Below are 1734 nucleotides of genomic sequence, written 5' to 3' on the forward strand. Positions count from 1 at the left end.
GCATTACTTTTATGAACTTGTTGTCTTTTTTGAAAACTACTACTTCCTTGCCGATTAATGGTTCAATTTTTTTGCCGACACTTTCGTCGAGGTTGTGGAGATAGATTGTGTACATATCATCTTCTATGCGGTAATAACCGTCTTCGTCTTTTGAAAGGACACCTATTATCCGTGCAGTTTCAGGTCTGTATTCCAGGTATTCCTGAATTGTCATTAAAGGAGGAAGAGATTTGAGCATTACTCCACCTCTATCTTTTCAAACTGGAAAGTAAATCCCTCATTTAATATCAGAGTAAGTATAAGGTAAAATCCTACTATTTTCTGCCTGTCTTCGTAGAACTTTAATAAATCCTTTATCCCCATTACACTCGATAGAGAAAACAGGCCGTTAAACGCCCTGAACATTCCCTTGTTTTCGTCGTAGTAAATCCCGACTATGTTCCCTATACGGGGTAGAAACTCTACCGAAAAACCGTTGGCGTTTAAATATTCCTGAACCTCATAGGCCACTTCATTTTCATCTCCGACGATAAAAAGGAATTCGTGTCCCTCTTCACTCATTTTAGATACAATAGAAATTTCCCTGCGATCTACCACATTTTCATTTTCGAAAAAATACTTACTCAAAAGGTAGTATAAAACACCGAAATCTTTATACTTTTGCTGTAAAAAATCGGTCAAACTCATAAGGACAGCCTGTTTTTTGTTCTTACTTAAAAGGTCTTTTACAAACTTGCCGAGATTCTCTTCTCCAACGCCACTAAAGGATATTCCCTCAAATACACATTCAAAATTCCCCTGCTCATCAACAAAGCCGTTATATTCCACATTTTCATACGGAAGATAGAAGTAAACTACATTGTCAAGTATTCCACCGTTGACTTTTACAGTCTTTATCTCCTCTTCCGTTCTTGAAAAAATTGCTGTTCCCATCTCCTAACCTCTGTCTTTCTTTATTATAACCGATATCTATATTTTGCCTGATTTTTATCAAAAATTCAACCTACTTTTCCCCCACCACCGATTAACCTGTTTATACTGCATAATTAAAATATTTAATAGCTCTATCCCTTTAAAAATCGTTTTTGGTAAAATTGGATATAATATTTCTGTAAAAAAGCGTGGAGGAAGGAATGATAGAGGTAGCAGGAAACAATCTTGTAACGCTCATTGCCGGTGGTGGAGGACTTGTAGTAGGTGGAGTTCTCGGTTTTCTTTTCTGTCCTAAAAAGAAAGAAGAACTCAAGGTTCAGGACGATGTTGGAGAAAAGGTAGACTACCTTATTTCCAAGGTTGAATCAATTGGAGATGAGGTTAGAAAAGCCGTTCAATACAGAAAAGAAGATATGCTGAAAAAGGCTGTTGAAAGTCTAAACAGGTTGTCTGTCAATGTGGACAACCTGATAACCGAACTTGAAAACAAGAGCTATCCTGAAAACATTGTTTATGCATTAAGAGATGTTTCTTCAAGAATAAAGTCTATTTCTATTGATGAAAGTTTCAACGATTTTACAAAAGAGGTAAATAGAATAGAAAGTATCTTGAGAGAAGTTGAAAACAAGATTGAGAATAACCCTGGAATACCTGTTGATCTCAAGCTGAAGATTAAAGAACTGAACAGAAAACTCCTTGAAGTGGATCTGAAGCTCCTTTCTGAACTTATAGACAAGCCCGAAGGAAGTGTTATACTGAAAAAGATAGATTCTGCTACACTATTAAGTAAAGAAATAGCTA

The 1734-nt window shown here is 36.1% G+C and carries 3 protein-coding genes; 1 reads left to right on the plus strand and 2 read right to left on the minus strand.

The features are described from left to right. Positions 1-238: hypothetical protein (locus MV676_RS02650; protein ID WP_297445029.1), on the minus strand; the 238-nt coding region annotated here is incomplete at its 3' end. Next, the gene (locus MV676_RS02655) at positions 238-933 is read right to left on the minus strand and encodes a hypothetical protein (RefSeq protein WP_297445031.1); all 696 of its coding nucleotides are present in this window, start codon (positions 931-933) and stop codon (positions 238-240) included. The genes MV676_RS02655 and MV676_RS02650, both read right to left, overlap by 1 nt. Positions 934-1133: 200 nt before the next feature. Here MV676_RS02655 and MV676_RS02660 point away from each other — a divergent pair. Next, a partial coding sequence (locus MV676_RS02660) for a hypothetical protein (RefSeq protein WP_297445033.1) occupies positions 1134-1734 on the plus strand: 601 nt, incomplete at its 3' end.

Origin of the sequence: Desulfurobacterium sp. (assembly GCF_027028515.1) — a bacterium.
Lineage (GTDB): Bacteria > Aquificota > Aquificia > Desulfurobacteriales > Desulfurobacteriaceae > Desulfurobacterium_A.